The sequence below is a fragment of the Mesorhizobium sp. P160219 genome (genome assembly GCF_057786095.1).
The window spans coordinates 607,918-629,544 of record NZ_JBYNWG010000001.1 but is presented as its reverse complement, the minus strand read 5'-3'; the positions used below and the strand labels follow the sequence as shown (position 1 = coordinate 629,544).

General features: G+C 63.7%; 25 protein-coding genes. 20 read left to right on the top strand and 5 right to left on the bottom strand.

The genetic code is table 11. The annotated features are described in order from the left end of the window. The first annotated feature begins 14 nt into the window (after window positions 1–14). Genes AC3EMP_RS03120 through lpdA form a run of 4 tightly spaced genes read left to right on the top strand, consistent with a single transcriptional unit; the run spans window position 15 to window position 3,437 of the window. Window positions 15–752: a DUF4241 domain-containing protein gene (locus tag AC3EMP_RS03120; RefSeq protein WP_050485860.1), complete on the top strand. Its 738-nt coding sequence runs from the start codon at window positions 15–17 to the stop codon at window positions 750–752. Then, window positions 749–1,255, top strand: coding sequence for a hypothetical protein (locus AC3EMP_RS03115; RefSeq protein ID WP_023736766.1), 507 nt, complete (start codon window positions 749–751; stop codon window positions 1,253–1,255). Before AC3EMP_RS03120 ends, AC3EMP_RS03115 begins: the two co-directional genes overlap by 4 nt. After that, the gene (locus tag AC3EMP_RS03110) at window positions 1,252–2,007 is read left to right on the top strand and encodes an SDR family oxidoreductase (protein ID WP_023683871.1); all 756 of its coding nucleotides are present in this window, start codon (window positions 1,252–1,254) and stop codon (window positions 2,005–2,007) included. The genes AC3EMP_RS03115 and AC3EMP_RS03110 overlap by 4 nt, the downstream gene beginning before the upstream one ends. A 23-nt stretch (window positions 2,008–2,030) precedes the next feature. Next, on the top strand, window positions 2,031–3,437 hold the full coding sequence (gene lpdA / locus AC3EMP_RS03105; protein ID WP_352597651.1) for a dihydrolipoyl dehydrogenase: 1,407 nt from the start codon (window positions 2,031–2,033) through the stop codon (window positions 3,435–3,437). An 861-nt stretch (window positions 3,438–4,298) separates the two neighbouring features. Here lpdA and AC3EMP_RS03100 read toward each other — a convergent pair. Continuing rightward, window positions 4,299–5,363: a TraB/GumN family protein gene (locus AC3EMP_RS03100; RefSeq protein WP_023736768.1), complete on the bottom strand. Its 1,065-nt coding sequence runs from the start codon at window positions 5,361–5,363 to the stop codon at window positions 4,299–4,301. 74 nt (window positions 5,364–5,437) lie between these two features. Beyond that, window positions 5,438–6,376 (bottom strand): tyrosine recombinase XerC, encoded by a 939-nt coding sequence (locus AC3EMP_RS03095; protein WP_352713036.1) that lies wholly within the window; start codon window positions 6,374–6,376, stop codon window positions 5,438–5,440. 118 nt (window positions 6,377–6,494) lie between these two features. Between AC3EMP_RS03095 and rimM the strand changes: the two genes are divergently transcribed. Together rimM and trmD are read left to right on the top strand one after the other, a co-directional pair. After that, window positions 6,495–7,094, top strand: coding sequence for a ribosome maturation factor RimM (gene rimM, locus AC3EMP_RS03090; protein WP_023814767.1), 600 nt, complete (start codon window positions 6,495–6,497; stop codon window positions 7,092–7,094). Beyond that, entirely contained in the window at window positions 7,091–7,789 is a 699-nt protein-coding gene (trmD, locus tag AC3EMP_RS03085) for a tRNA (guanosine(37)-N1)-methyltransferase TrmD (protein WP_023670527.1), read from the top strand. Before rimM ends, trmD begins: the two co-directional genes overlap by 4 nt. Here the strand turns inward: trmD and AC3EMP_RS03080 are convergent. Then, complete coding sequence (locus AC3EMP_RS03080; protein ID WP_023683874.1) at window positions 7,771–8,523, bottom strand: sulfite exporter TauE/SafE family protein; 753 nt, start codon at window positions 8,521–8,523, stop codon at window positions 7,771–7,773. The two genes, trmD and AC3EMP_RS03080, sit on opposite strands and share 19 nt — an antisense overlap. Window positions 8,524–8,849: 326 nt before the next feature. Here AC3EMP_RS03080 and rplS point away from each other — a divergent pair, with 326 nt between their 5' ends. The 8 genes from rplS (at window position 8,850) to leuC (ending at window position 14,892) form a co-directional block, all read left to right on the top strand. Continuing rightward, complete coding sequence (gene rplS / locus AC3EMP_RS03075) at window positions 8,850–9,410, top strand: 50S ribosomal protein L19 (protein ID WP_023670525.1); 561 nt, start codon at window positions 8,850–8,852, stop codon at window positions 9,408–9,410. A 154-nt stretch (window positions 9,411–9,564) separates the two neighbouring features. Then, window positions 9,565–9,993, top strand: coding sequence for an organic hydroperoxide resistance protein (locus AC3EMP_RS03070; RefSeq protein ID WP_023694503.1), 429 nt, complete (start codon window positions 9,565–9,567; stop codon window positions 9,991–9,993). Continuing rightward, a complete protein-coding gene (locus AC3EMP_RS03065) occupies window positions 9,990–10,487 on the top strand; it encodes a MarR family winged helix-turn-helix transcriptional regulator (RefSeq protein WP_023683877.1) in 498 nt (165 codons plus the stop codon). The genes AC3EMP_RS03070 and AC3EMP_RS03065 overlap by 4 nt, the downstream gene beginning before the upstream one ends. Before the next feature lie 237 nt (window positions 10,488–10,724). Next, window positions 10,725–11,525, top strand: coding sequence for a transporter substrate-binding domain-containing protein (locus tag AC3EMP_RS03060; RefSeq protein ID WP_352713038.1), 801 nt, complete (start codon window positions 10,725–10,727; stop codon window positions 11,523–11,525). Window positions 11,526–11,694: 169 nt separating this feature from the next. Next, entirely contained in the window at window positions 11,695–12,510 is an 816-nt protein-coding gene (locus AC3EMP_RS03055) for an amino acid ABC transporter permease (RefSeq protein WP_023710216.1), read from the top strand. A 58-nt stretch (window positions 12,511–12,568) separates the two neighbouring features. Continuing rightward, window positions 12,569–13,204: a class I SAM-dependent DNA methyltransferase gene (locus AC3EMP_RS03050; protein WP_352666545.1), complete on the top strand. Its 636-nt coding sequence runs from the start codon at window positions 12,569–12,571 to the stop codon at window positions 13,202–13,204. After that, a complete protein-coding gene (locus AC3EMP_RS03045; protein WP_197031338.1) occupies window positions 13,201–13,410 on the top strand; it encodes a hypothetical protein in 210 nt (69 codons plus the stop codon). The genes AC3EMP_RS03050 and AC3EMP_RS03045 overlap by 4 nt, the downstream gene beginning before the upstream one ends. A 72-nt stretch (window positions 13,411–13,482) precedes the next feature. Then, entirely contained in the window at window positions 13,483–14,892 is a 1,410-nt protein-coding gene (gene leuC, locus AC3EMP_RS03040; RefSeq protein ID WP_023670518.1) for a 3-isopropylmalate dehydratase large subunit, read from the top strand. A 95-nt stretch (window positions 14,893–14,987) separates the two neighbouring features. On the opposite strand, the gene AC3EMP_RS03035 is transcribed toward leuC, so the two are convergent. Beyond that, entirely contained in the window at window positions 14,988–15,299 is a 312-nt protein-coding gene (locus tag AC3EMP_RS03035) for a hypothetical protein (RefSeq protein ID WP_023670517.1), read from the bottom strand. A 163-nt stretch (window positions 15,300–15,462) separates the two neighbouring features. Here AC3EMP_RS03035 and AC3EMP_RS03030 point away from each other — a divergent pair, with 163 nt between their 5' ends. After that, the gene (locus AC3EMP_RS03030) at window positions 15,463–16,659 is read left to right on the top strand and encodes a GGDEF domain-containing protein (RefSeq protein WP_352666543.1); all 1,197 of its coding nucleotides are present in this window, start codon (window positions 15,463–15,465) and stop codon (window positions 16,657–16,659) included. A gap of 37 nt (window positions 16,660–16,696) precedes the next feature. Here the strand turns inward: AC3EMP_RS03030 and AC3EMP_RS03025 are convergent, their stop codons facing one another. Then, a complete protein-coding gene (locus tag AC3EMP_RS03025; protein ID WP_023687709.1) occupies window positions 16,697–17,068 on the bottom strand; it encodes a hypothetical protein in 372 nt (123 codons plus the stop codon). Window positions 17,069–17,321: 253 nt separating this feature from the next. Here AC3EMP_RS03025 and AC3EMP_RS03020 point away from each other — a divergent pair, with 253 nt between their 5' ends. The 5 genes from AC3EMP_RS03020 to AC3EMP_RS03000 all read left to right on the top strand — a co-directional run bounded on the left by AC3EMP_RS03020 (window position 17,322) and on the right by AC3EMP_RS03000 (window position 21,501). Then, the gene (locus AC3EMP_RS03020) at window positions 17,322–17,792 is read left to right on the top strand and encodes a hypothetical protein (protein WP_023687710.1); all 471 of its coding nucleotides are present in this window, start codon (window positions 17,322–17,324) and stop codon (window positions 17,790–17,792) included. Between the two features lie 240 nt (window positions 17,793–18,032). Beyond that, the gene (gene sdhC / locus AC3EMP_RS03015; protein ID WP_023683884.1) at window positions 18,033–18,452 is read left to right on the top strand and encodes a succinate dehydrogenase, cytochrome b556 subunit; all 420 of its coding nucleotides are present in this window, start codon (window positions 18,033–18,035) and stop codon (window positions 18,450–18,452) included. Next, window positions 18,452–18,850, top strand: coding sequence for a succinate dehydrogenase, hydrophobic membrane anchor protein (gene sdhD, locus AC3EMP_RS03010; RefSeq protein WP_023710213.1), 399 nt, complete (start codon window positions 18,452–18,454; stop codon window positions 18,848–18,850). The genes sdhC and sdhD overlap by 1 nt, the downstream gene beginning before the upstream one ends. Window position 18,851: 1 nt before the next feature. Next, a complete protein-coding gene (gene sdhA, locus AC3EMP_RS03005; RefSeq protein ID WP_023687711.1) occupies window positions 18,852–20,681 on the top strand; it encodes a succinate dehydrogenase flavoprotein subunit in 1,830 nt (609 codons plus the stop codon). 40 nt (window positions 20,682–20,721) lie between these two features. Next, window positions 20,722–21,501 (top strand): succinate dehydrogenase iron-sulfur subunit, encoded by a 780-nt coding sequence (locus tag AC3EMP_RS03000; protein ID WP_023670510.1) that lies wholly within the window; start codon window positions 20,722–20,724, stop codon window positions 21,499–21,501. Window positions 21,502–21,627: the final 126 nt, after the last annotated feature.

The window sequence follows — 21,627 nt, the reverse complement described above, 5'->3', positions numbered from 1 at the left end:
GGAGCTGATCCGTCATGAGCGGCTGGCTGGCGCGGTTTGGGTTCAAGCTGGGTCGAGTAGCGGGTAGCGTATTGAGGCGTTCCCGGCCGGCGGCTTCCGCCGCCATCTCTCCGCCGGCGACCTCGACTGAATGGGATTCGGCGCCGGCGAGCAGCAATCTCGGTGTCTTCGCTCTCAGCGAAGCCGAAATGGCGGAGCGGAAGATCATCGTCACCGCGATCGGTGAGCTTGAGCTACCGACCGGCGAAATCATCGCTTGCGATCCACTGATTACCGGGCTGGAACGGCCTGTGTTTAGCCGTAAGGTCAGGCCGGGATGCTATCCAGTCACGTTGCTTGAGGCGCAAGGCCGTGTTGCTGCAGCGGTATTGCGGTTTGGCACTGGCTTGCCGGTGCGGTGGGAGTTGGCTGCCTTCGTCCGCGACGTCGGCACATCGTCCTGGAAGTCTGGATTTATTGTCGATGACAATGTTGCTTCGTTCATGGACAAGTCGGTTCTGACGCTGATGTCCGAGCAGGAGGAACTCGACAGCTATCTTGCTGACGTTGCATGCTCGTTCGACAAGTTCCGCATGGATAACCCGGTTGATGGAAATCCGCTTAATATAGCCATGTTCGACACTGGCTTCGGTGATGGGAACTATTATTCCTTCTGGGGACTGGATGCGGCCGGCGAGCCGCTGGTCTTGATGACCGATTTCGAGGTGCTCGAAAACGCCGACGGCCGCGAGAGCAGCCCGAGCAATTCATGACAAACATCGCTTCGCCAATGATCGGATTTATGGCCGGGCTGGCTGTTCTCGCAGCGGGTTACGAGGCGCATGCCGCCTGCCCGCTGGCGCTTGCTGTCTATGGCGATGCCGAAAGCGAGGCCGGCATTGATTTCCGGCCGACGACGGATGCGGTCACCGTCACCAACTCGTTCAAGATGGTGCTCGACAAGGGCATCGTTCTCGACGGCATTGTCATGTGGACATCCGGTGTTTCGCGACCGCAAGGGTCGCTGATGTACAAATGCCCGACCGGCGACGTCACCGGTGACGAGCTTGCCGCCTGCACGGTCTGGCATGGCGTCATCTACAGCGCCGACGACAAGGGCAACATCGCGCTCCTGGCGGCGGAAGGCACGGACGCGCCGCAGAGCCTGATCTTCCCCGATCTCGGGCCGTCGCTGCAGATGTCGACGGCCTTCGGCCCGAACGGTTTCTCAAAACTGCCATGGGACGTGTTTCTGCTGAAAGGTTGCCAGGAATGAGCGCGTCCAAGAAGGTGCTTCTGGTCACCGGCGGCAGTCGTGGCATTGGCGCGGCCACCTGCCGGCTTGCGGCAAAGGCGCGCTACCGGGTCGCGGTCAACTATGCCTCGAACGAGGCTGCCGCCAAGGCGCTGGTCGACGAAATCGAGGCGGCGGGTGGCGAGGCATTTGCCGTCAAGGGCGACGTCGGCGTCGAAGCCGACATCGTCGCCATGTTCGAAGCCGTCGATCGCGCCTATGGCCGGCTCGACGCGCTGGTCAACAATGCCGGCGTCGTCGACGTCAAGGCGCGCGTCGATGAGATGAGCCTGGCGCGGCTGGAGCGCATGATGCGCATCAACGTCATCGGCTCGTTCCTGTGCGCGCGCGAAGCGGTCAAACGCATGTCGAGCAAGCATGGCGGCCAGGGCGGCGCCATCGTCAACATCTCGTCCGCGGCGTCGCTACACAGCTCGCCCGGCGAATATGTCGACTATGCAGCGTCCAAGGCGGCGATCGACACTTTTACGCTCGGCCTGGCGCGCGAAGTCGCGACCGAAGGCGTGCGCGTCAACGCGATACGGCCGGGCATCATCGACACCGAGATCCACGCTTCGGGCGGCCAGCCGGACCGGGTCGAGCGGTTCCGCGACATGCTGCCGATGAAACGAGCCGGCACGGCGGATGAAGTCGCGCATGCCGTTCTCTATCTTTTGTCGGATGAAGCGTCCTACACGACGGGCGCAATCCTGAATGTAAGCGGCGGCCGCTGAGCCCCAAGCTAAGGGAAACGAACATGGCTTATGATGTCGTTATCATAGGGTCGGGACCGGGCGGCTATGTCTGTGCCATCAAGGCGGCACAGCTCGGGCTCAAGGTCGCGGTGGTCGAGAAGAACGCCACTTTCGGCGGCACCTGCCTGAACATCGGCTGCATCCCATCCAAGGCGCTGCTTTATGCCTCGGAGATGTTCGCCGAGGCCGGCCATTCCTTCGATGCGCTGGGCGTCGAGATACCGGCGCCGAAACTCAATCTGAAGAAGATGATGGCGCACAAGGACGCGACCGTTTCGGCCAACGTCAATGGCGTCGCCTTCCTGTTCAAGAAAAACAAGATCGATAGTTTCCGTGGCACCGGGAAGGTGGTTGCGGCCGGCAAGGTGTTGGTGACGGCTGAGGACGGCAAGGTCGAGGAGATCGAGACGAAAAACATCGTTATTGCCACGGGCTCCGATGTCGCCGGCATTCCCGGCGTCAAGGTCGACATCGACGAGAAGGTGATCGTATCGTCGACCGGCGCGCTGTCGCTGGAGAAAGTGCCGGGACATCTGGTGGTGGTCGGCGGTGGGGTCATCGGTCTGGAGCTCGGCTCGGTCTGGGCACGGCTCGGCGCCAAGGTCACCGTGGTCGAATTCCTCGACACCATCCTGGGCGGCATGGACGGCGAGGTCTCCAAGCAGTTCCAGCGCCTGCTTTCCAAGCAGGGTTTCGAGTTCAAGCTCGGCGCCAAGGTGACAGGGGTGACCAAGGCCAAAAAGGGCGCCGCCGTTGCGTTCGAACCGGTCAAGGGTGGTGCGGCCGAGACCATCGAGGCCGAGGCGGTGCTGATCTCGACCGGACGCCGGGCCTATTCCGACAGCCTCGGGTTGAAAGAAGCCGGCGTCGAGGTCGACGAGCGCGGCCGGGTCAAGACCGACGGGCATCTCAGGACCAACGTGGCCGGCATCTACGCCATTGGCGACGTCATCGCCGGGCCGATGCTGGCGCACAAGGCCGAGGATGAAGGCGTGGCGGTGGCCGAGACCATTGCCGGCCAGGCCGGCCATGTGAATTACGACGTCATTCCGAGCGTCGTCTACACCAGCCCGGAAATCGCTTCGGTCGGCAAGACAGAGGAAGAGCTGAGGAAGGCCGGCATCGACTACAAAACCGGCAAATTCCCGTTCACCGCCAACGGCCGCGCGCGCGCCATGCTCCACACGGACGGCTTCGTGAAAATCCTCGCCGACAAAGCCAGCGACCGCGTGCTCGGCGTCCACATTGTCGGCTTCGGCGCCGGCGAGATGATTCATGAGGCGGCGGTGCTGATGGAATTCGGCGGCTCATCCGAAGACCTCGCCCGCACCTGCCACGCGCATCCGACAATGTCGGAAGCGGTGAAGGAAGCAGCGCTGGCGACGTTCTTCAAGCCGATCCATATTTAAGGAAACGCTGGAGGGACAGCACCCCCCCTCTGGCCTGCCGGCCATCTCCCCCTCAAGGGGGGAGATTGGACTTCACCGCCGCGTCGCGAGCTTTCAAGTTTCTCACGTTTCTAACCTGGCGCTGTTCGTGAACTGCCGATCTCCCCTCTCGAGGGGGAGATGTCCGGCAGGACAGAGGGGGCGGTGAAGAATCGCGACGCTCGCCGATAGGTGCCCCAAACAAAACGGCCCGCTTTTCAGCGGGCCGTTCTTGGCTGGAATCAAGATGCCAGATCAGTTGGCCAGATTACGGGCTCGGCGCCGGAGCGGGCGCGGGTGCCGGGGCTGGCGCAGGAGCCGGTGCGGGAGCCGGTGCGGGAGCAGGGGCTGGTGCGGGAGCCGGTTCGGCGGGCTTCATCGGCTCAGCCGGTGCAGGTGCGGGCGCCGGTGTGCTGGCTGCCGGCGGCTCTGCGGGTGCAGGATGTTCGCCGCTTCTGCCGAAAACATAGTACGCGACAATCGCAAGGATGACGACGACCAGCGCAATCAGCCAGCCGCTGCCACCACCCGACCTGGGCGCTGGATCGTTAGGGTTCGCCATAAAAGTGTCCTCCGTGGATGAAAAGCATCAATCAACACCCCTCAACGCGCAACCGTTGAACGGGTTCATACTAGGCCTTCAAATTGACGAACGCAGGAAAATTCTGATTCGCAACCGCTTGTTGGCCTGTATTTCCCCCGCAAAATCAATCACGAACGAGGTAGAACGAGCTTAGCTGGCCTTTTCCGCCAAAAATAGGGCCAACCGCCTCCGCTTTGCGAATCAGTTGCGCACCGCACAGAGCCGGGCTTACGTGATTCGGTATTCAAGACGGGCGCTGCTCAGTCGACGGCGGTGACGGTATAGCCGGCCTTGCGAAAATCCTCGACCAGGCCTTCGGGGCCGGGAAGATGCATGGCGCCGACGGCCATGAAGGCATTGCCCTTGGCCAGGATCGGTGCGGCATGGTCGGCCATGACCTTGTTGCGGCCGGTGATCATCGTCCGGTCGAATTCGGCGTAACCTGCGTCGTCGTCTTCGTCGGGCGAGATCGAACGCAACAGCGGCCAGAAGGTGCCGGTGTCGCCGCGCTGGTAAAGCACGATCATGGTTTCGTTGATGTCGTTTATCTTGTCGCCGAGCTTCAGGGTCTCGACCAGCCCTTTGATGTGGAACGCAATCGGCAGCGAGGCTATGGCGCGCAGCTGGCTGGCAGCGGTCTCCAACCCTTCCACCGGCTTCCCCAAGGCCTTGGCGTCCTGCGCCAGCTTGACGTCCAGAACCGGTGCGCCGCCTGCCTGACGGGCGACCTCACAGACCGGCAGCGCGACCATGGCCGACAGCAGCCACGGCTTCATCTTGGAGACGCTCGCCGGCGGAATGCCGCGCGCATCGAGCCCTTTGTTCACCACCGCCGCATCCTCCGGCGACAACAGCGACGACAACGTCGTGTTGTCGGTGAACATCATCAGCTCGGGTTCCTTGAGCATGGCCTCCATCATCTTCTGCTTGTCGAGCACGTCGGTGGTCTCGATGATGATGGTGCCGGCAGCGTCATAGGCTTTCCTGGCTGCCGGCGGCAGAGTGGTCACGCGCGGGTCGGTCATGTGCATGGTGCCGAACAGGAAGGATGGCTTTTCGCCTGATTTCTCCAGCTTCCACAACAGGCCCTTGCCGTTCAGCGTCGCTGCTGCTTCCGTCTCGATCCTGGAATAGGTGGCGGGGTCTTCCTTCTGCAGGGCCGACAGCAGATCGGCGCCGGCGCAGGCCGGGGCTTCGGCATGCGCCCTGCCCATGGCAAGCAGCAGCACGACGAGAAAAGACAGGCAAAACACGGCGTTGAGCGCGACGAGCAGCTTCAGCGACACAAGGGCCGCGCGATCGGCAATGGCAAGGGCGCGTTTCATGGTGCGGTTCTAGGACTGAAAAGCGGCGAAACGGTTAACCGGCGTGGGGAAATTGTCCTGGACTTATACAGTGGTCACGCGCGGGGATGCGCGGATTCGTAAATCTCGAGCAGTCTTGCGGTGTCGACGCCGGTATAGACCTGCGTCGTTGACAGGCTGGCGTGGCCGAGCAGTTCCTGGATGGTGCGCAGGTCGCCGCCGCGCCCGAGCAGATGGGTGGCGAAGGAATGGCGCAACGCGTGCGGCGTCGCGGTGTCGGGCAGGTTCAGCGCCGAGCGCAGCCTGGCCATGTCGCGCTGGACGATGGCCGGGTTGAGCGGCCCGCCGCGGGCGCCGCGAAACAGCAGGCCCTTGGGATCAAGATGGTAGGGACACAATTTTCGGTATTCGGCGATTGCCCTGAGCGCCACCGGCAGCACCGGCACCAGCCGTGTCTTGCCACCCTTGCCGGTGACGCGCAGCACGGTGTCGGCTTCCGATGCCAGGTCGGCGGCGCTGAGGCCCAGCGCTTCGGAAATGCGCAGGCCCGATCCATAAAGCAGCGTCAGCACGGCGGCGTTGCGGGCGGCGATCCAGGGCTCTTCAGCCAGCTGGCCTTCCACCGACACGACATGTTTGGCATCGCTGGCGGTCAGCGGCTTGGGCAGCGATTTCGGCAGGCGCGGCGCGCGCAACGCAGCGGCACCGGCGGCATTGGCGAGACCGCGCCGTTCGAGGAAGCGCAGCAGCGAGCGGATGCCGGCGAGGCCGCGTCCGAGCGTGCGGGCGCCGGCGCCGGCGTTGCGCCGCGCGGCAAGAAAGCCGCGCAGATCGGCCGGGCGTAAGGTTGCGATGTCGGAAATGCCGGGCGAGCCGCCGCAATGTCCGGTCAGGAAATGCAGGAACTGGCGCGTGTCGCGCTCGTAGGCCTCGACAGTCGCCGGTGACAGCCGACGCTCGCGCGCCAGCATCTTCAGCCAGCTTTCGCGCGCTGCCTGGAGGTCGGGTTTTGCCGGGATGAGAAATTCCTGCATGCCGCCATTGTCAGGCAGCCGGGTTAGGAAGCGGTGAAGAACCTGTCATTGAAATGGCCACGGGCGATCATTGAAATGACGCCGGTAGGGCGTTAGAGCAGGGCAAAGGATATCAGCCATGTCGAAGCCCCAGAACCCCGTGCAAATGGCCGTGATCGGCGCCGCCCACGGCATCAAGGGCGAATTGCGGGTGAAAACCTTCACCGGCGAGCCGCTGGCGCTGGCGGATTATGGCCCGCTCTATGCCAAGGACGGCCGCGCCTTCCAGATCATCGACATAAGGCCGGCAAACACTGTCGTCGTGGTGCGTTTCAAGGGCATTGCCGACCGCAACGCCGCCGAGGCGCTGGCCGGCACGGAGCTGTTCGTCGACCGCTCGATGCTGCCGGACGATGGCGAAGAGGACGAGTTCTACCACGCCGATCTCGTCGGGCTGGAAGTCCGCGACGACACGGATGCGGTTGTCGGCAAGGTGGTCGCGGTACACAATTTCGGCGGCGGCGACATTCTCGATGTCACGCTTGGCGGGCGCAAAGGCGTGCTGATCCCGTTCACGCAGGCCGCCGTGCCGCAGGTGGTGGTTGCCGAAGGTTTTGTCCGTGTCGATCCGGCGGCGGCCGGGCTGGTCGAGGACGAGGATGGCGAGGCGCCGCGCGAAGAAGACTTCGACGCGAAGGGCCGGCCGCGCGGGCCACGCGACGCCGGGGGCAACCGGTGACGTTCAAGGCTTCGGTGCTGACGCTCTATCCCGAGATGTTTCCGGGCGGGCTAGGCCTGTCGCTGGCCGGACGGGCGCTCGAAGTCGGGACATGGTCGCTGGAAGCTATCCAGATCCGCGACTTCGCCAGCGATCGCCATCACACCGTCGACGACACGCCGGCCGGCGGTGGCGCCGGCATGGTGATGCGCGCCGATGTGCTGGCCAAGGCGATCGACCACACCTCGCCGTCCGGCGATCCGCGGCCAAAATTGCTGATGAGCCCGCGCGGCAAGCCGTTGACGCAGGCGCGGGTGCGCGAGCTGGCCGCCGGGCCGGGCGCCGTCATCGTCTGCGGCCGCTTCGAGGGTGTAGACCAGCGATTGATCGAGGCGCGTGGGCTGGAGGAAGTCTCGATCGGCGATTTCATCCTCTCCGGTGGCGAGCCGGCAGCCCTGGTGCTGCTCGATGCCGTGGTCCGGCTGTTGCCCGGTGTGATGGGCAATGCGGTATCAGGCGAGGAAGAAAGTTTTGAGAACGGTCTGCTCGAACATCCGCATTACACGCGACCGCAGGAGTTCGAAGGCAGGCCAATCCCCGACGTGCTGGTTTCCGGCAATCACAAGAAGATCGCCGCCTGGCGCCGCGCAGAGTCCGAGAGGCTGACGAAGGAGCGGCGGCCGGATTTGCTCGCCGCTCAGCCCTTGGCAAAATAGTAGACGGCGAGAAATAGGCCGACGGCGATGACGAAGCCGCGTACTGCGTTTTGCGGCACGCGCTTGGCGATCCAGACGCCGGCATAGCCGCCGAGCGCGCCGCCGGGGATCATGACGATTGCCTGAGGCCAGGCAACAACGCCGCCGGAAACGAAGACCAGTATGGCAACGGCGGCGATGACCACGGCCAGCATGTTCTTCAGCGCGTTCAGCCGGTGATAGTCGCCGGATTGCGTCAGGCCGAGCGTCGCCAGCATCATGACGCCCATGCCGGCGCCGAAGAAGCCGCCATAGATGGCGGTAGCGAACTGCGCCAGCGAACCGGCCAGAGAGCCGACCGTGGCTTCATGCCCAGGCTTCGGCGTTGGTTTCAGCCACGGCCCGGCGGCGAACAAGGCGGTTGCGGCCAGCAGCAGCCACGGCACGAGGGCGCGGAACGACGGATTTGAGAGCGCCAGCAGGATGAGCGCACCAGCCAGCGCGCCCAAAGCCGAGATCAGGCAAAGCAGCAGCGCGCCGCGCCAGAAATGCTTGATGTCGGTCCAGTAAGCCAGCGTCGAGGTGATGTAACCGGGAAACTGCGTTACCGAGGACGTGGCGTTGGCGACGATCGGCGGCAGGCCGGCCAGCGTCATGGCGCCGAAGGTTATGAAGGTGCCGCCGCCGGCAACGGCGTTGACGGCGCCTGACAGAAAACCCGCGAGGAAGAGCAGGACTGCGTCGAAAACAGACATTGTGAGGCCGCCGGACAAGTGTGCTGCTCCCGGATTAGGAAGCTTGAAGGGCCGGCGCAACCCTGCACTGGACGATTGCGTGGTGGCATGCGACCAAAAAAGACAGGGCCAAGGCGTGACAAGTCAGTGAAATAGCTGTATGTGCCCGCCCGTACTGGCGAGAAAAATCTCCCGGACCCGTCAACAATGACGGTGTAGTCGCCCCTGCCCAATGTTTCGAAGACAAGATGTCTCGGGGACAAAGGGCATAGCCGAGCGGTCAATGGAACTGCAAGGCGAGTGTCGGACGCTCTGACTGTCGGAAGAACAAGAAGTGGACTATTGAGATGGATATCATCCGTCAGCTCGAGGCCGAACAGGCCGCCAAGATCGAAGCCAAGCGCAAGCTTCCCGAGTTTCAGCCCGGCGACACCGTGCGCGTGCAGGTCCGCGTGACCGAAGGCACCCGCACCCGCGTCCAGGCCTATGAGGGCGTCGTCATCGCCCGCGCCGGCGCCGGCTTCCAGGAAAATTTCACCGTCCGCAAGATCTCCTACGGCGAAGGCGTCGAGCGCGTTTTCCCGGTCTACTCGCCGATGGTCGAAGGCGTCGAGATCGTGCGCCGCGGCAAGGTGCGCCGCGCCAAGCTCTATTATTTGCGCGACCGTCGCGGCAAGTCGGCCCGTATTTCGGAAAACACCGGCGTGCGCGCCCGCAAGCTGAACGATGAGGAGCGCGACGCGCTGAACGCTGAGAAGGCCCGCATCGAGGCCGAGAAGATCGCCGCCGTGCAGGCGCTGGCAGCCGAGAAGGCCGCGCAGGAAGCCGCCGAGAAGAAGGCCGCCGACGAAGCCGCCAAGGCCGCCGACGAGGCTGCAAAGGCCGCGGAAGCGACCCCGGCCGAATAAGATCTCGACCAAGGATTTTGAAAAGGCGGCTTCGGCCGCCTTTTTTCGTTTCACCAGACTGTGAACGATTGCCGGCCGAGAGTTGCGCCACGGCTGTTGACTCGAATTATCTTGTACACTAAATGATCGGATACAAAGCAAATGGAGAACTGACATGGCACTCTACACCACACAGGCTCGCGTCACCGGCGGCCGCGCCGGCCACGGCGAGACCAGCGACGGCCTGCTGAAGGTCGACCTCGCTTTGCCGAAGGAGCTCGGCGGACAGGGTGGCGCCACCAATCCCGAGCAGCTGTTCGCGGTCGGCTATGCCGCCTGCTTCGAAAGCGCCATCCGCTTCGTCGCGCGCAAGCAGAAGCTGCCGCTGGACGATGCGGCGGTGAGCGCCACCGTCAGCCTGCTTCCCAATGGTGAAGGCTTCAAACTTGGTGTCGCACTGGCCGCGGAGACCAAAGGCCTTGATCAGGCGGCGGCGGAAGCGCTTGTATCGGCAGCGCATCAGATTTGCCCCTATTCCAATGCGATCAAAGGCAATATCGAGGTGGCGCTTTCGACCGTGGCGCTTCCGGCAAAGGCAGCATGACGACGAAGACCGAAACCAGGGCCAGCGAAGTCCCGGCGGACACCGCCGGGAGGATCGCCGTTCCGCGCCTCGACCAGCAGCTCTGCTTCGCGCTCTATTCGGCGAGCGGGCTGATGACCAAGCTCTATCGGCCGCTGCTTGACCCGCTCGGCCTGACCTATCCGCAATATTTGGCGATGCTGGCGCTGTGGCAGCATGCGCCGAGCACGGTCGGCGAACTCGGCGAGGCGCTGGGGCTGGATTCGGCGACATTGACGCCTCTGCTCAAGCGGATGGAAGCGGCTGGTCTCGTCACCCGCCGTCGCGATCCGGCCGACGAGCGCCGCGTGCTGGTCGAACCGACTGCCAAGGGCCAGGCGCTGCGCGCCCGCATCAAGGACGTATCCGCAGGCCTTGCCTGCGCCATGCCGCTGGAAGTCGAGGAGCTGAAGTCGCTGCACCGGACCTTGACCGGATTTGTCGCCAAGCTGCGTGAGGCTACGTCACCATCCTGATCCGTCATCTGACGGGTTCCCGTGTCCAGGAGGGGCCTGGTTTGCCGGCGGCGCAATCACGGAATAAATTCCGACCACGGGGCGTTCTAAAACCGCGTTGGTTGAAGGCATTGGAATCCGCTTTCACCGGACGCTGAGCACCGGACCGGCTTGCAAGCCGTCTGCGGACGGCTAAAGTCGCGCCTGGATTTTCATGCGAGCCCGGCTGCAAGCGGGCTTCTCATCCTGGAGCGTGTCATGACCAAATCGAAGCTGCTGCTGGCCGCCCTCGCGGCCTGTTTCCTCGCGCCCGTCGCTGCATGGGCGGCCGATGCGCTGCCCGATCTCGGCGGCAAGAAGGTCGTGGTGGTGACGGAAAACGCCTATCCGCCGTTGCAGTTCATCGACGCCAAGACCGGCAAGCAGATCGGCTGGGAGTATGACGCGATGGACGAAATCGCCAAGCGGCTGAACTTCAAGGTGGAGTACCAGAACACCTCCTGGGACGCGATGATCCAGGCGGTTTCCGACAACCAGTACAACATTGGCATGACCGGCATCACCATCAAGGACGACCGAAAGGAGAAGGTCGATTTCTCCGACCCCTATATGCGTTCGGAGCAGTTCATGCTGGTGCGCGCCGATGAAAGCCGCTTCACCGACGCCAAGACCTTCGCCGCCTTCAAGGACGGGTTGATCGGCGCGCAGGCCGGAACGACGCCGTTCTACACCGCCGTCTACAGCGTGCTCGACGGCAATGAGCAGAACCCGCGCATCAAGCAGTTCGAGACCTTCGGCGCTTCGGTGCAGGCACTGAAATCCGGCGACGTCGATGTCGTCCTGACCGACGGCACCGCCGGCAAAGGCTATGTCGATGCCTCCGGCGGCAAGCTCAAGCTGATCGGCGGCCCGCTCGGCACCGAGGATTTTGGCTTCATCTTCCCGAAGGGCTCGGACCTGGTGAAGCCGGTCAACGCGGCGATCGCGGCGCTGAAGGCCGACGGCACGATCGAGGCGCTCAACAAGAAGTGGTTTCTCGACTACAAGATGGGGCGGTGATGTCCGACTCCTTACCCTCCCCCTTGTGGGGAGGGTCGATCCGCGAAGCGGAGCGGGGTGGGGGTGCCAGCGCCGGCGCTTTGTCACCACCCCCACCCCGGCTCACCAGCTTTGCGATGCAAAGCTTGTTCGCCGACCCTCCCCACAAGGGGGAGGGTGAAGCGCCCTGATGGCCACGCCCCACGCCTCAACCCCAAAATCCGATTTCCCCTGGTGGCTTGCCGCCGCGATCGCGCTCGCCGTCGTCGCTGCGCTCTCCATTGCCGCCAGCGATCTCTACGCCCAGGTTTTTGCCACCGTCGCCAAAGGCATCGGCATCACCATTCTTGTCACCGTGGTCGCCTTCGCGCTGGCTTCCGCCGTCGGGCTCGGCATTGCGCTGATGGGGTTGTCGGGGTCGCGTTGGCTCAAGCAGATCGCTCGTTTCTATGTCGAGATCATCCGCGGCGTGCCGATCCTGGTGCTGTTGTTCTGGATCGCCTTCGCCGGCGCGCCGGCCTTCGTGGCTGCGTGGAATGCGCTGACCGCGCCGCTGCAAAACGCCGGCTATCTCGGCGAGCTTTTGGTGCGCGACGTGTCGCTGTTGTGGCGTGCGATCATGGCGCTGACCATCGGTTATTCCGCCTTCATCTCCGAGGTCTTCCGCGCCGGCATCCAGTCAGTCGAGAAAGGCCAGATCGAGGCTGCCAAGGCGCTCGGGCTGACGCGCACGCAGCGCTTCCGGCTGATCGTGTTCCCACAGGCGATCCGCACCATCCTGCCGCCGCTCGGCAATGACTTCGTTGCCATGGTCAAGGATTCCTCGCTGGTCTCGGTGCTCGGCGTCGCCGACATCACGCAGATGGGCAAGATCTACGCCGCCGGCTCGTTCCGCTTCTTCGAGACCTATTCGATCGTCGCCTATATCTATCTCATCCTCACTGTCAGCCTGTCGCTGGCACTGCGGGGGCTGGAGCAACGACTGCGGCGGGCGCAGCAGGAATAGAAGTCCGACGCGGGCACGGCTACGATCGCGGAGGACAGGATTCCGGAGGATGCAGGCGATGACGATCGACAAGGCCAATGCGGCGCTGGGCACCGTCTATTCGGCCGACACGCCGGAAGGGCTGGCCAAGGCCTATGCGGACTGGGCCGCGACCTATGACAGCGAAACCGCTTCGCTAGGCTATCTGCTGCCGTTCCTGATCACCGCCTGGGTGGCGCGCCATGTGCAGGTGGGCGATGGACCGCTGCTCGACGCCGGCTGCGGCACCGGCCTGTCGGGCCCGTCATTGAAGGCGCTGGGTTATCACGACATTGCCGGGCTCGACCTCTCCGACGACATGCTGAAGATCGCCGGCAGCCGCAATGCCTATGGCGATCTGAAGCAGGCAATGCTCGGCGGGCCGCTGCCCTGGCCAGACGGGCATTTCCGCGCCTTCTTCTCGACTGGCGTGTTCACCATCAGCCATGCGCCGGCGTCCGGCCTGCGCGAGCTTGTCCGCATCACCAGAAAAGGCGGCCACGCCATCTTCACCGTGCGCGACCAGGTGTTTGACAGCGGCGGCTTCCAGGCCGTGTTCGACGGGCTGGAGCGGGCCGGGAAATGGCGGCCGGCCGAGCAAAGCCCATGGTTCCGCTGCTATGCGATCGCCGAGCCGGACGCGCTGGTGAAGACTTTTGTGTTCGAGGTGCTTTGAGCGCCGCCCTCTTCGCCTTCTCTCACAAGGGGAGAAGCGAAAACACGCCGCAATTGCCGAAAAGCCAAAACATTGGTATGAGCCACGCCATGGAAGAGCTTTTTGGCGATCCGGCCTATAAGGGTTTCGTGCTGCAGGACAGAAAACGCCTGCCGTCGCGTTTCTCTTCGCGCATTTCCGGCGCGCTCACCAGCCAACTTAGCTAAGCCGCTTTCGCCGGGCCGAAGGCTTCGGCGCGTCTGCCCTTCCCCTTTTTGCAAATCGACGGATTTACGCACATGAGCGCACCGCGCACCCTCTACGACAAGATTTTCGACGACCATGTCGTCGATCGCCAGGATGATGGCACCTGTCTGCTCTACATCGACCGCCATCTCGTCCATGAAGTGACCAGCCCGCAGGCCTTCGAAGGTCTGCGCATGACCGGCAGAAAAGTCCGGCATCCGGAAAAGACGCTGGCCGTGGTCGATCACAATGTCTCGACCTCGCCCGAGCGCAAGTTCGGCATCAAGAACGAGGAAAGCCGCATCCAGGTTGAGGCCTTGGCCAAGAACGCTAGGGATTTCGGTGTCGAATATTATTCCGAGAACGATATCCGCCAGGGCATCGTCCACATCATCGGGCCGGAGCAGGGCTTCACGCTGCCTGGCATGACGATCGTCTGCGGCGACAGCCACACCTCGACGCATGGCGCCTTCGGCGCACTGGCGCATGGCATCGGCACCTCAGAGGTCGAGCATGTGCTGGCGACGCAGACGCTGATCCAGCGCAAGGCCAAGAACATGCTGGTGCGTGTCGATGGCCAGTTGCCGGAAGGCGTCACCGCCAAGGACATTATCCTCGCCATCATCGGCGAGATCGGCACCGCCGGCGGCACCGGCTATGTCATCGAATATGCCGGTGAGGCGATCCGCGCGCTGTCGATGGAAGGCCGCATGACGATCTGCAACATGTCGATCGAGGGCGGCGCGCGCGCCGGCCTGATCGCGGCCGACGAAACCACCTTCGCCTATGTCAAGGGCAAGCCGCGCGCGCCGAAGGGCGCGTCGTGGGACGCCGCGCTCGAATACTGGAAGACGCTGCAGTCCGACGAGGGCGCGCATTTCGACAAGGTGATCGTGCTCGACGCGGCCAAGCTGCCGCCGATCGTCTCCTGGGGTTCCTCGCCCGAGGACGTCGTTTCGGTGCAGGGCGTCGTTCCCAATCCGGAAGAGATCACGGACGAGAACAAGCGGACGTCAAAGATCCGCGCGCTCGACTATATGGGGCTGACGCCGGGCACGAAGATCACCGACATCACGCTCGACCGCGTCTTCATCGGCTCCTGCACCAATGGCCGCATCGAGGATCTGCGTGCGGTGGCCAAGGTGGTCGAAGGCAAGACGGTGAGTGCGCATGTCGATGCGATGATCGTGCCGGGCTCCGGTCTGGTCAAGGAACAGGCGGAGGCCGAGGGTCTCGACAAGATCTTCATTGCCGCCGGTTTCGACTGGCGCGAGCCGGGCTGCTCGATGTGCCTGGCCATGAACGACGACCGGCTGAAGCCGCATGAGCGCTGCGCCTCGACCTCGAACCGCAATTTCGAAGGCCGGCAGGGCTTCAAGGGCCGCACCCATCTGGTGTCGCCAGCCATGGCGGCGGCGGCGGCGATCGCCGGCCATTTCGTCGACATCCGCGACTGGAAATAGCGCAGACTGGTTCAAGCCTGATCTACCCCGAACGGCAAAACCGTTCGGGGTTTTGTTTAAAGCGCACCGCTCTAAGACCCTTGGGGTATTATGCCCTAGCCGGCACGCCGGATGATTTCATGAAATTCCTCCCGGCTGCCGGGTTCGTCGGCCGCGACCACCAGCGCCAGTTCGCGCTCGTCGAAGATCTTGAACCACTCGTCCCATTCGACCAGCTCGTAGCCGCCTGCGTTGACCGGGCGTTCAGGTTGATCCTGGTCCTGATAGGCGTGCTGGCCGAAGACGAGCCTCAGCAACGGCTGCGTTCCGGTTTCGGGCGATACATCGACGATCGCCGGAAATCCGGCGCGCCCTGCGGCCCATGAGCGAATTGCTTCGTGGTCGGTCAGCGTGATCGTGTCGGCCATGAATAACTTCTCCTTGATTGCTGTCACGAAACGCCTGCCTCAGGTCCCGGTTCCGTGCAGCAGCTTCATGAGTGGCGACTTGCATATTCGTCCCGGCTTAACCGCTTGTTGGGGCTTGCGCTCTAAGGTCTTCCCTGACGTCAAGCGGGGAAGTCACCGTCCTTTGGACACCGGCCTGTTCATAGCGCTGCTCAATCCGACGATCGCGCTGGCGCTCGGCGCGGCGTTCCTCGTGCTGTGGTTCTACCAGCGCCACCGGCCCTATCTGGCTGTGCTCGGCACGAGCTATTGCGTGTCCGGGCCCGGCTTCCTGCTGCAGTATTTCACGCTGCCCGGCGGCATCGTGCTGACCAAGCTGGTCTCCAACCTCTGCTTCACGCTCGCCGCCTGCTGCCTCGTCGGTGCGATCATCTCGCGCTACGGCAGGCGCGTGCCCTATATCGCGATCGGCATTCTGGCGGGTGGCGGGATGGTCGCATTCTGCTGGTTCCTGTTCGTCCAGCCGGACTTAACTTGGCGCATCCTGTCGATCAATTTCGGCTTTGGCGGCCTCAGCGTGCTGGTCGCCGCCGAGCTGCGCGCCGTGCGCAAGAACGGCCCGACGGAAAAAATCCTGTTCGTACTGTCGCTGCTGTCCGGGCTGAACTTCATCGGCCGCACGCTGCTCGTCGTCATCTCGCACGGGCCGTTCACCAGCTATGACGGGTTTTATGGCTCGTCCTACTGGACGACGGCGCTTTTGACGCACGCGCTGCTGTCGTTGCTGATCGCGCTCTGCCTGTTCTCGGCAGCTGCGCTCGACGTGATGAAGGCGCTGAAGACCGAGACGCACACCGATCCGCTGTCTGGCCTGCTCAACCGCAGGGGTTTCGAGGAGCGCGCCTTGCTGGTGCTGCAGCATTGCGCTGTTACCAAGGTGCCGGTCGCGCTGGTGCTGGCCGATCTCGATCACTTCAAGGCGCTCAACGACAAATACGGGCATGCCGCGGGCGACCAGGTGATCGCCGACTTCGCCGCCAAGCTTCGCGCGGCCGCCGGCACGCGTGCGGTTGCCGGCCGCATCGGCGGCGAGGAGTTCGCCGTGCTTCTGTCGCTGAGCGATCTTGCCACGGCGCGGCTGTTTGCCGAAGCCGTGCGCACGCACTATTCGGCCGGCAGTGTCGACGGGTTGCCGCCGGGCACCAGGGTGACCGCGAGCTTCGGCGTCGCGGCACGCACCGGCGACGAAGGGCTGGAGCCGCTGATGCGGCGCGCCGACGAAGCGCTCTACAAGGCCAAGAAGAACGGCCGCGACAGTGTGCGATTGTCCTATGAGCGGGCGGAAACGGTGTTCGTCCCGGATACAGGCAGCGTCGGTTAGCGTCTCGCTTAAACGGCCTCTCGGCCGTGCCGGATCATCAGCGGCAAGGGCTGAGGTTGGGCATTTCGCCATCGGAGAGGCCGTACATATAGGAGCGGCCCTTCACGAACACCGGCGGCTGGTAGCAGCCACGCCTGGAGATGTGATCCGCCTCGTCTTCATAAAGGACTTCCGGTTCCGCTTCCGGCTGCCCGGCGCTGGTGTAGTCGGACAATTTCTTGGCCAGCCTGCCTTGGCCGACAATGATGCGCTTGTAGCCGGCGGCGCTGTCGATGACGAGATTGCCCAGGGAATCGGCATAGACGCGGTCATGATGGCGCGACCAGGCCATTGCCGGGGCGGCGAAGCCGAGACTGGCTGTCGCCAGCACAAGCGCCGCAAGGCGCGCTCTTCCTGAATTCGAAAGCATGGTGTCCTCTCTGCTGTGGACCCGATCGAATCGGAAATTAACCTTTTCTTAACCTTTGTTAAGAGGGCAGGCGCATCCGGCGGCGATCTCTCGCCAAACATGGTTAATATCCGACGGGATGGAAAACCCGGGCGTCATCATTCGGCCATGCTTGCCCGCACCATCGGCCGCGACGCACACAACTACGCTGACGTCGGGTGAGCTTGATCTTGGTGGAACATCGCGGCTAGTTAGCCGCGCAGGAGGACAGCATATGGCGTTACGCCGGACGTTTCGGGTGACGCTGTTGTCGATCCCCTTGCTGACTGCCGCAGCCTGCGTGCCGCAGAACGGCGCGCCGACGGCGGTGAATACCGTACCACCCACTGTCGCGCCCGCGCCGGCTCAGCAGTCCGCCGCACCTGTGGCGCCCCCGGCTTCCGCAACGGCTCCGACAGCACCTGCCGCACCTTCAGCCAAGATCGTCACCGATCTTACCGCGCCGCGGTCTGCTGTCGGCACGGCAACTTACAGATGCGGCAATGGCGGCATGATCACCATCCAGAACCTCGGCACGGCGTTGCGTGTTGTCAGGCCCGACGGCACGACCGAGGAGTTTGCCGCATCACCCGCCAACCAGTCCAGCCGCTACCAGGAAGCCGCGTCGCATGACGCAATCGTGATCGACGCGCGCGAGGCGCTGGTGATGAAGAGGGGCTCGACACCACAGACCTGCAAACGATAGCCTGGCGTCGATTGCAAAGGAAATGCCGCACTGCAGCGAACGGTGCGCCGGCTTTCGACGGCGGCCAAATCGATTGAAGCGAAACAGCAGCCTTTTGTCAGACTAAATGACGTTTTCAAAACGATTTTCCGGCTTTGACGCGGTGCAAAAAGAGCATTAGAAACCGGCTGTCTGAAGTCATATATCGAGGCGGTGAGTGCCGCTTTCCACCGCGGCTCCGGACATCGAACTGGGGCAGCCATGAGCAAATCACCAGCCACCCGAACCGCCAGACGTGAACGGCCGCTCTCGCCGCACCTGACGATTTACCGCCCACCGATCACCATGACGATGTCGATCATTCACCGCATCACTGGCGGGGCGCTGTATTTCGGCACGCTGCTGGTCGCCGCGTGGCTGATGGCGGCGGCGAGTTCGCAAGGCGCTTTCGATTGGATCAACTGGGCCTTCGGCACCTGGCTCGGCCGGCTCATCCTGTTCGGCTACACCTGGGCGCTGATGCACCACATGCTGGGCGGCGTGCGCCACCTCGTCTGGGACACCGGCGCCGGGCTGGAGAAACACACGGCATCGAAGATCGCCTGGGCGACCCTCGCCGGTTCCATCCTGCTCACGCTGCTGATCTGGGTCGCCGGCTACATGGCGCGGGGAACCTTGTGATGAGCGGCACGAACAACAACGATATGCGCACGCCGCTGGCCAAGGTCCGCGGTCTGGGCTCGGCCCGCGAAGGCACCGGGCATTTCTGGCGACAGCGGCTGACGGCCTTTGCCAACATCCCGCTGATACTGTTCTTCGTCGGGTTCCTGATCGCGCTCAATGGCGCCGGCTTCGCCGAGGTGCGGGCGGCGCTCGCCAGTCCGTTCGTGGCGCTGGTGTTGGCGCTGGTGCTCGTTTCCGGTCTCACCCATATGCGTGTCGGCATGCAGGTCATTATCGAGGATTACGTGCATGCCGAAGGCATGAAGCTGGCGCTGATCGCACTCAGCACGTTTTTCACCATCGCGGTCGGCGTCGCCTCGATCTTCGCCCTGCTCAAACTGGCATTCGGAGGCTGATTTGGCCAAGGACGCGAAATCGGCCACCGGCTATACCTTTGTCGACCACAAGTTCGACGTGGTGGTCGTCGGCGCCGGCGGCGCCGGCCTGCGCGCCACGCTCGGCATGGCCGAGCAGGGCCTGCGCACGGCCTGCATCACCAAAGTGTTCCCGACCCGCTCGCACACGGTGGCGGCACAAGGCGGCATTGCCGCGTCGCTGTCCAACATGGGTCCGGACTCCTGGCAGTGGCACATGTACGACACCGTCAAGGGTTCGGACTGGCTGGGCGACGTCGACGCCATGGAATATCTGGTGCGCGAGGCACCGGCGGCGGTCTACGAGCTCGAGCATTACGGCGTGCCGTTCTCGCGCACCGAAGAGGGCAAGATCTACCAGCGGCCGTTCGGCGGACACATGATGAATTATGGCGACGGCCCGCCGGTGCAGCGCACCTGTGCTGCCGCCGACCGCACCGGTCACGCCATCCTGCACACGCTCTACGGCCAGTCGCTGAAGAACAATGCACAGTTCTTCATCGAGTATTTTGCGCTCGACCTGATCATGGAACCGGACGGCACCTGCACCGGCGTCGTCGCCTGGAACCTCGACGACGGCACTATCCATCGCTTCTCCGCCAAGATGGTGGTGCTGGCGACCGGCGGATATGGCCGCGCCTATTTCTCGGCGACGTCGGCGCACACCTGTACAGGCGACGGCGGCGGCATGGCGGCACGGGCCGGCTTCCCGTTGCAGGATATGGAGTTCGTGCAGTTTCATCCGACCGGCATCTACGGCGCCGGCTGCCTGATCACCGAAGGCGCGCGCGGCGAGGGCGGCTATCTCGTCAATTCCGAGGGCGAGCGCTTCATGGAGCGCTACGCGCCGTCGGCCAAGGACCTGGCCTCGCGCGACGTCGTCTCGCGTTGCATGACGCTGGAGATCCGCGAAGGCCGCGGGGTCGGCAAGAACAAGGACCATATCTTCCTGCATCTCGACCATCTCGATCCGGCCGTGCTGCATGAGCGGCTGCCGGGCATTTCGGAATCGGCCAGGATTTTCGCCGGCGTCGACCTGACCAAGGAGCCGATCCCCGTGCTGCCGACGGTGCACTACAATATGGGCGGCGTGCCGACCAATTACTGGGGCGAGGTGCTGAACCCGACTGTCGAGAATCCTGACCGGGTGTCACCCGGGCTGATGGCGGTCGGCGAGGCCGGCTGTGCCTCCGTGCACGGCGCCAACCGGCTGGGCTCGAACTCGCTGATCGATCTGGTGGTGTTCGGCCGCGCCGCCGCAATCCGCGCCGGCCAGGTCATCGACCGCAATTCGGCGATCCCTTCGCCCAACGAAGCCTCGGTCGAAAACATCATGGACCGCTTCGACCGGCTGCGCCACGCCAATGGCTCGACGCCAACCGCCGTTCTGCGTGAGAAAATGCAGAAGGCGATGCAGGAAGACGCCGCCGTGTTCCGCACACAGGAGTCGCTCGAAAACGGCTGCAAGCGCATTTCGCAGATATGGACCGAGCTCAAGGACCTGAAAGTCTCCGACCGCTCGATGATCTGGAATTCCGACCTGGTCGAGACGCTGGAGCTGGAAAATCTGATGGCCAACGCCATCACCACGGTCTACGGCGCCGAGGCGCGCAAGGAGAGCCGCGGCGCGCATGCGCGCGAAGATTTTTCGGCCCGAGACGACATTATCTGGCGCAAGCATACGCTGGCCCGGCTAAGCGAGGACGGCCAGGTGAGCCTCAGCTATCGTCCCGTGCACACCGAGCCGCTGGTGGCGGAAAAGGACGGCGGCATCAGTCTTGCCAAGATCGCGCCGAAGGCCAGGGTATACTGACCATGGTGCCGAAGCCCGTCATCCGAAAGGATCTGAGGTAATGGTCGAACTCACGCTTCCCAAGAACTCCAAGGTGCAGCCGGGCAAGACCTGGCCGAAGCCGGAGGGCGCCACCAACCTGCGGGAATACCGCATCTACCGCTGGTCGCCCGACGATGACGAGAACCCGCGCATCGACACCTATTTCGTCGACATGGACGATTGCGGGCCGATGGTGCTCGACGCGCTGCTCTGGATCAAGAACAAGATCGATCCGACGCTTGCCTTGCGCCGCTCATGCCGCGAAGGCATTTGCGGCTCCTGCGCCATGAACATCGATGGCTCCAACACGCTGGCCTGCACCAAGGGCTGCGACGACATTTCCGGCGCCGTCAAGGTCTACCCGCTGCCGCATATGCAGGTGGTCAAGGATCTGGTGCCCGACCTCACCAATTTCTACGCCCAGCACGCCTCGATCCAGCCATGGCTGAAGACAGTGTCGCCAGAGCCGGCCAAGGAATGGCTGCAGAGCCATGAGGATCGCGAAAAGCTCGACGGGCTCTACGAGTGCATCCTGTGCGCCTGCTGCTCGACCTCGTGCCCGAGCTATTGGTGGAACGGCGACCGCTATCTCGGCCCGGCGACGTTGCTGCAGGCCTATCGCTGGCTGATCGACAGCCGCGACGAAGCCACGGGCGAACGGCTCGACGATCTCGAAGACCCGTTCCGGCTCTACCGCTGCCACACCATCATGAACTGCGCCCAGACCTGCCCGAAGGGGCTCAACCCGGCCAAGGCGATTGCCGAGATCAAGAAGATGATGGTGGAGCGGCGGGTTTAGTTGAGGCGAGTTCGCTCGCGGCAATCTCGAACGCGGCGATCCTTCGCGCGCCCCTCTGTCCTGCCGGACATCTCCCCCACGGGTGGGGAGATATCCGGTAGGACAGAGAGGTGGGCGCTGTCTCGC

Coding starts and splice junctions, on each gene's coding strand:
- AC3EMP_RS03120 (WP_050485860.1), top strand. CDS start 15: ATGAGCGGCTGGCTGGCGCGGTTTGGGTTCAAGCTGGGTCGAGTAGCG.
- AC3EMP_RS03115 (WP_023736766.1), top strand. CDS start 749: ATGACAAACATCGCTTCGCCAATGATCGGATTTATGGCCGGGCTGGCT.
- AC3EMP_RS03110 (WP_023683871.1), top strand. CDS start 1,252: ATGAGCGCGTCCAAGAAGGTGCTTCTGGTCACCGGCGGCAGTCGTGGC.
- lpdA (WP_352597651.1), top strand. CDS start 2,031: ATGGCTTATGATGTCGTTATCATAGGGTCGGGACCGGGCGGCTATGTC.
- AC3EMP_RS03100 (WP_023736768.1), bottom strand. CDS start 5,363: ATGAAACGCGCCCTTGCCATTGCCGATCGCGCGGCCCTTGTGTCGCTG.
- AC3EMP_RS03095 (WP_352713036.1), bottom strand. CDS start 6,376: ATGCAGGAATTTCTCATCCCGGCAAAACCCGACCTCCAGGCAGCGCGC.
- rimM (WP_023814767.1), top strand. CDS start 6,495: ATGTCGAAGCCCCAGAACCCCGTGCAAATGGCCGTGATCGGCGCCGCC.
- AC3EMP_RS03080 (WP_023683874.1), bottom strand. CDS start 8,523: ATGTCTGTTTTCGACGCAGTCCTGCTCTTCCTCGCGGGTTTTCTGTCA.
- rplS (WP_023670525.1), top strand. CDS start 8,850: ATGGATATCATCCGTCAGCTCGAGGCCGAACAGGCCGCCAAGATCGAA.
- AC3EMP_RS03070 (WP_023694503.1), top strand. CDS start 9,565: ATGGCACTCTACACCACACAGGCTCGCGTCACCGGCGGCCGCGCCGGC.
- AC3EMP_RS03065 (WP_023683877.1), top strand. CDS start 9,990: ATGACGACGAAGACCGAAACCAGGGCCAGCGAAGTCCCGGCGGACACC.
- AC3EMP_RS03060 (WP_352713038.1), top strand. CDS start 10,725: ATGACCAAATCGAAGCTGCTGCTGGCCGCCCTCGCGGCCTGTTTCCTC.
- AC3EMP_RS03055 (WP_023710216.1), top strand. CDS start 11,695: ATGGCCACGCCCCACGCCTCAACCCCAAAATCCGATTTCCCCTGGTGG.
- AC3EMP_RS03050 (WP_352666545.1), top strand. CDS start 12,569: ATGACGATCGACAAGGCCAATGCGGCGCTGGGCACCGTCTATTCGGCC.
- leuC (WP_023670518.1), top strand. CDS start 13,483: ATGAGCGCACCGCGCACCCTCTACGACAAGATTTTCGACGACCATGTC.
- AC3EMP_RS03035 (WP_023670517.1), bottom strand. CDS start 15,299: ATGGCCGACACGATCACGCTGACCGACCACGAAGCAATTCGCTCATGG.
- AC3EMP_RS03025 (WP_023687709.1), bottom strand. CDS start 17,068: ATGCTTTCGAATTCAGGAAGAGCGCGCCTTGCGGCGCTTGTGCTGGCG.
- AC3EMP_RS03020 (WP_023687710.1), top strand. CDS start 17,322: ATGGCGTTACGCCGGACGTTTCGGGTGACGCTGTTGTCGATCCCCTTG.
- sdhC (WP_023683884.1), top strand. CDS start 18,033: ATGAGCAAATCACCAGCCACCCGAACCGCCAGACGTGAACGGCCGCTC.
- sdhD (WP_023710213.1), top strand. CDS start 18,452: ATGAGCGGCACGAACAACAACGATATGCGCACGCCGCTGGCCAAGGTC.
- AC3EMP_RS03000 (WP_023670510.1), top strand. CDS start 20,722: ATGGTCGAACTCACGCTTCCCAAGAACTCCAAGGTGCAGCCGGGCAAG.